Origin of the sequence: Vannielia litorea (assembly GCF_018424695.1) — a bacterium.
Lineage (GTDB): Bacteria > Pseudomonadota > Alphaproteobacteria > Rhodobacterales > Rhodobacteraceae > Vannielia > Vannielia litorea_A.
On record NZ_QTNQ01000156.1, the window covers coordinates 1 to 4,153 of the forward strand.

Genomic DNA, 4,153 nt, shown 5'->3' on the forward strand with positions numbered 1-4,153 from the left:
ATGCAGGGCCCCCAAACCGCCCGCGTCGTCGGCGAGGGCGAGATCGACTGCGACAAATACGGCCGCATCCTGGTGCGCTTCCACTGGGACCTGGAAGACAGCTACTCGATGCGCTGCCGGGTGAGCCAGAACTGGGCCGGCAAAGGCTGGGGCGGCATGGTGATCCCCCGCATCGGGATGGAAGTGGTGGTGGAGTTCCTCGACGGCGACCCCGACAAGCCGCTGGTCACGGGATGCGTGTATAACGGCAAGAACGATGTGCCGTATGAGTTGCCTGCTAATAAGACGCGGAGCACGTTCAAGACCGATACTCACCAGGGCGACGGGTTTAACGAGCTGCGGTTTGAGGATGAGAGGCATGAGGAGGAGGTATTCCTGCGCGCGCAGAAAGACTTGAGCGTTAAGGTGGCTCATAATGAGGCGCGAATTGTCGATGCCGATCGTGCCAGCTTTATCAAATCAAATGATGTCTCCGTCATAGGCAGTGCAAGCTACATGGAAACCAACGGCTCACGCACGGACTACGTTGGGCCTCCTAGCCACTCGAAATACACCGTCAAACAGTCGTTTAAAGTCTTCGACATGCTCCAGGATTGGGCGCGTGGTGCCAGTGCTTTGGCCAGCAGCGGAGGGCGCTGGTCAATGACGACCATCGTTCACGGTGTGCGCTCTACCTTGATCAAGAATCGCGAAACAAAAACCATCGAGGAAGGCTACGACAAGAACGTTGGCGGGAAGTACGATATTTCGGCGGGCGATTTTGAAGTAACCAGCAAGGATAATGCGAAGCTCGAAGGTGCGCGGCATGTCTCGATACACGCAGGCGACAGCCTGACTCTTTCCTGCGGTGCTGCTCGAATTCAAATGCAATCGGATGGCAGCCTCAGGCTCTACGGGGTTCGTGTCGATGTCGTCGGGTCGAAAACTGTCGATATCGACGGAACGAGTAACGTCCGGATCGACACCAGCGCCTCGAAAGTGGACCTGTCGTTGGCCGGTGTGGATATCGTCGGTAAAAAAATCAATTTGAATTAGGTGGTTTATGGCTGAAGGATATCTGACGGCTTCTGGTGAATGGATTCCGGGCCAGGAGGCCGAGGACACGTTTCAGGGTGGACAAAGGAGTGCCATTCTCTCGACAGAGCCTGATTTTGCAGAACGTGCCGTTCAGTTCCGCCCCGTCCTCTTCAACAATGCCCTCGTCGCCACGCCGATCATTGCGCAGCATTTGCCTGCGGCTGAGACGATAGAGGCAATTGCGCAGCGCGTCGGGCACGGGGCATGGAGCTATTTTGAAGACCTTTACTGGTATGGGTACGGGCTTGTTGCCTGGACTGGCGGGCTTGGCCCGACGCAGGAAGCGAATGTCAAGGACACCATCGGCGCGGTGGGGGAGATCGTATCCGGCATGCTTCGACCCGCTGGATTGGGGTATGGAGCGCCAAAGCGGGTCTGCATCGCATTCGGAATGTATGTGAATTACACCGTCAATTACGGCGCGCCCGAGTTCATCGGTCGCACTCTGGCTGGCATCATCTTTGGTCAGGCCCTACAACGGGTAACGGGCGTGGTAGCGCCCGTTGCATGGACGGTTCACAGCTTTGCTCTCACATTGGCGACCACCTACGGATCATTCGTCCGGCTGGGCGACAAGTTTCGCCGGGAATTCGGATCGCTTGATGATCTGACGGCCTTGGACCTTCTCATCGTCGCTCTCAATGGATCCGCCGACCCGACCGCGCTGCGGACGAATAATGCCGCGATGAAGGACGCACTTGTCGACCATATCTACGAGCTGGCGGATAGGCTTGAGGACGCGGGCGAGCGGCCTTGGTATAATGTGATCCGGGGGCTGACTGACCACACCCATCACAGGCACAGCCTCGCGCATCTTGGGCGCGAGTTGCGTCAGTCTGGGGATCGCCTCGCGGCCCTGCCGGTTTATGGATTTCTGGAGAACAGCGAAGAATTCTATACCATCGCTCAGGATGTCAGAAATCAGTTGCTGCGAATGCGGGGACGGGAATACTGGGATCAAATTCCCTTGGATTTGCGACTGAAAGCCGAGTTTTACATCAACCTTTTTAACCCGCTTGTCTGCGATATCTTGACATCCGTCTTCGAGGTTTTTGCCGAGGCGTCAAGGAATGGCATGGTCATGAGTGTACCGGCCAGTGTGCTCGCCAACACTGTTGAGAAGCTGAACTGGGGATAGAATGAAGTGCCCTCAATGCAAGAAAACAGAGCTGCCCCGATCAGATAAGGAATGGGCTGAAACCGGGATTCATCACTGCCCCGTCTGCGGCGCGCGGTTCAAGCGGGGCAGGGTTCATTGGGCGCTGACCCGCATGTTGAGTGACGTCTGGGGATGGGCGCTCGGCATCTCGGTGGTCACACTTGGGCTGGGGCTCCTTGTCGCTCTGCCAATCGTTGCCATCGTTTATCTCGTGCGCGCGTTCTTCCCGCGGGTGGTTTCCGCTGACTGATCATCGCAGGTGGAAATCACTCGGGACTGGGCTTGGTCCCCGTCGGTCAAGTATCGTCGGCCCGCCCTCGGGGGGTTATGGGAAATATCCCTGTGGGCTATGAAACAAATGCACTAGATGTCATTGGAGACGAGAATGCGCTTTTTCGACGAAACTGACGGTGTGCTTCGATACTCAAACTGAGTGCAGGGCAAAGGAGCCGTTTCATGATTGGCCGAATACTTGATGGTATGATCATTTGGGCTGTGCCCCCGATCTCCCTGGTTTTGGCTTTCTTGGAGGCAAGCCTTTTCTCAAAATGGTTGTCTGGGGCAGGCTCGCTGATAGCAATCATTCTGCTCTTCGTTGCCAATGTTCTGGGGTTGGGCTTTCTGTGGAGTAAGTTCATTCGCAAGCGCGGTTGAGCAGGAGACATATGCAAATGACCGGACTGTACGAAGACGGAAGCCTCCGCGTTGGGCGTGACTTGACACTACCGTATATCTGGACTTCCCTGCACATCAACGCTGAGATGGAGCAGGAGACCCGTTCCGACCCGAGATACCAGCGGGAGACGGCCCGTTTTGAGCGGGAGATCCAGGGCCTTTTGTCAGCATTGGCAGAGGTGGACACTCGCCGCTGGTACACCCTTTGTGAGGCCGCTGGCTGGACGGTCTATGGCGCCGTCGGCCTCTCTTGGTGCAAAGGTGCAGATGCAAGGGCGTTCTGGCACGCTTGGGAGTTGAGTGGTTACCAGCCGGAGCCGGAAGAGGCGTCGGCCCGCCCCTGTACATTTATTAACTCTGACTTCCTGTCAAACGCGACCCGGTTGAGCCAATTGCTGGAAGAGCAAGATGGATTCGATCTTGCAATCTGCGTCAATCTCGCTTCACGAAATTCGCCGATAGTAAATGACTTGTCGCCGGACGAGGTCGACCGGCTGGGACTTCCGGTAAAGAAGCTCGTTCAGCGCGCTGAGGCGCTAGCCTACTGAGCTTGAATGGGTCAAATGCACAATTGGTGGCGAAACGCCGATGGACCTTGCCTAGTGCCTTTCTGTTCGAGATGACGAGCAACCTAGGAAGCCAGGCGATACTCAGTTTTCGAGCGCAGAACATCGAGATTGACGCGGACTCGGAGATAGACATCCGAGCCGGAAAGGCCATTCGCCTTAAGGCGGGCCGGATCGATTTGAATTAGGGAAGCTCAGAGATGCCGCAGGATAGCTCCGGAGGTGGCGACGTCGTCGTCGAATACACAGATGAAGCGGTTGGCCAAATCACTGTGACGATCGACGGAGAGGATTTCGTGATCTCCGCATCGAGAACCAAGCCCCGCCCGATCATCGAACAGGCCGAAGGGTATATCGGCACAATAGCCAGCTCAGCCTGGCATCATCCGACAGATGTCACCATACCCATCATGCTGGCCCCTGTGTTGGCCGGGGTGTTCAATCCCATCGCGCCCTAGGCCCAGCAAAACGCTCAGGCCGTGATGCGCATCGCGGTACAGGCGCTGACAGCGATTTGGCGTGACCCCGAGCACCTGCGTTTGTCCCTGCAACTCTTCCTCGTTTACAAGCAAATGGATTTGCGCGGGCAGATGCTTCTGGCATCGACAACCCGGCTTGCAACCGGCATGACCTTTTCCAGCTGGCTCTTCACGCTCGGCGGGCGCCTGAAGCGGGG

General features: G+C 56.9%; 7 protein-coding genes. All 7 read left to right on the top strand.

The genetic code is table 11. From position 1 onward, the window contains the following. Positions 1-1,035 (top strand): type VI secretion system Vgr family protein (locus DYI42_RS23355; RefSeq protein ID WP_213549448.1); only part of this gene is annotated, 1,035 nt, incomplete at its 5' end. Positions 1,036-1,042: 7 nt separating this feature from the next. After that, on the top strand, positions 1,043-2,215 hold the full coding sequence (locus DYI42_RS23360) for a hypothetical protein (RefSeq protein WP_213549450.1): 1,173 nt from the start codon (positions 1,043-1,045) through the stop codon (positions 2,213-2,215). A gap of 133 nt (positions 2,216-2,348) precedes the next feature. Next, positions 2,349-2,486: a hypothetical protein gene (locus DYI42_RS23365; RefSeq protein WP_213549452.1), complete on the top strand. Its 138-nt coding sequence runs from the start codon at positions 2,349-2,351 to the stop codon at positions 2,484-2,486. Positions 2,487-2,692: 206 nt separating this feature from the next. Beyond that, on the top strand, positions 2,693-2,890 hold the full coding sequence (locus DYI42_RS23370; RefSeq protein ID WP_213549454.1) for a hypothetical protein: 198 nt from the start codon (positions 2,693-2,695) through the stop codon (positions 2,888-2,890). A 17-nt stretch (positions 2,891-2,907) separates the two neighbouring features. Then, positions 2,908-3,459: a hypothetical protein gene (locus DYI42_RS23375; protein ID WP_213549456.1), complete on the top strand. Its 552-nt coding sequence runs from the start codon at positions 2,908-2,910 to the stop codon at positions 3,457-3,459. Between the two features lie 218 nt (positions 3,460-3,677). Beyond that, positions 3,678-3,935 (top strand): hypothetical protein, encoded by a 258-nt coding sequence (locus tag DYI42_RS23380; RefSeq protein WP_213549458.1) that lies wholly within the window; start codon positions 3,678-3,680, stop codon positions 3,933-3,935. 21 nt (positions 3,936-3,956) lie between these two features. After that, positions 3,957-4,153 (top strand): hypothetical protein (locus DYI42_RS23385; protein ID WP_213549460.1); only part of this gene is annotated, 197 nt, incomplete at its 3' end.

Bases quoted from the DNA above. Each gene is read 5' to 3' on its own strand.
- DYI42_RS23360 (WP_213549450.1), top strand. From the start codon at position 1,043: ATGGCTGAAGGATATCTGACGGCTTCTGGTGAATGGATTCCGGGCCAG.
- DYI42_RS23365 (WP_213549452.1), top strand. From the start codon at position 2,349: ATGTTGAGTGACGTCTGGGGATGGGCGCTCGGCATCTCGGTGGTCACA.
- DYI42_RS23370 (WP_213549454.1), top strand. From the start codon at position 2,693: ATGATTGGCCGAATACTTGATGGTATGATCATTTGGGCTGTGCCCCCG.
- DYI42_RS23375 (WP_213549456.1), top strand. From the start codon at position 2,908: ATGACCGGACTGTACGAAGACGGAAGCCTCCGCGTTGGGCGTGACTTG.
- DYI42_RS23380 (WP_213549458.1), top strand. From the start codon at position 3,678: ATGCCGCAGGATAGCTCCGGAGGTGGCGACGTCGTCGTCGAATACACA.